This window comes from Vibrio sp. 970 (assembly GCF_033339075.1).
Map to the genome: position 1 here is coordinate 1 of NZ_JAWOTW010000536.1, position 600 is coordinate 600.

The 600-nt window shown below is 41.5% G+C and carries 1 pseudogene; it reads right to left on the reverse strand.

The window, feature by feature from the left end:
- Window positions 1–260 precede the first annotated feature (260 nt).
- Window positions 261–600, reverse strand: a pseudogene (locus R7Q11_RS27720) (sodium-dependent transporter); the annotation flags it as partial.

Here is a 600-nt window from a genome sequence, read left to right on the forward strand (position 1 = left end):
TACGAACTGACATTTTCACTGACAAGGTTCCTTATAAATTATGTTCTGTGCAGACATTGCTGTATCAATCTGCACATGAATTATTTCGGGACGATAGACACCCCTTTGCAGTGGTTGCGCATTTTATGTGACAAACATCACATTGCAATTAAAGTTTTATAAAAAGACACAATTAATCTAAAAATGTCAGTCTTATCCTACAGACACAAAAAAGCGGGAGCCTTACTAAGCCCCCGCTTTTCTTTATCTTTTTAAGCCGTTTACAGTTTCTTCGAAAGTAATCCTGCAAAACCAATAATCGCGATACCTAAAACCATGATTTCGCCTTTGCCGCTATCGAAGCCAGACTTAATGCCCATGAAGGCAACAATAGCAATCGCTACCGGAATGACGTATTTAACGAGGTTGTACCATAAGCCAAATAGTGGGAATGATACTTCGCCATCATTCGTGATTTCTTTTTCAAGCTCTGCACGGTTTAAGCGCCAGCCAGCAAAGATACATACCAACATACCCCCAACCGCTAGGAAGATTTTGTCTGTCAGTAGGTCGAAGATATCGAATGCGCCGGTACCAAATAGCGTTGGTCCCATACCGCCT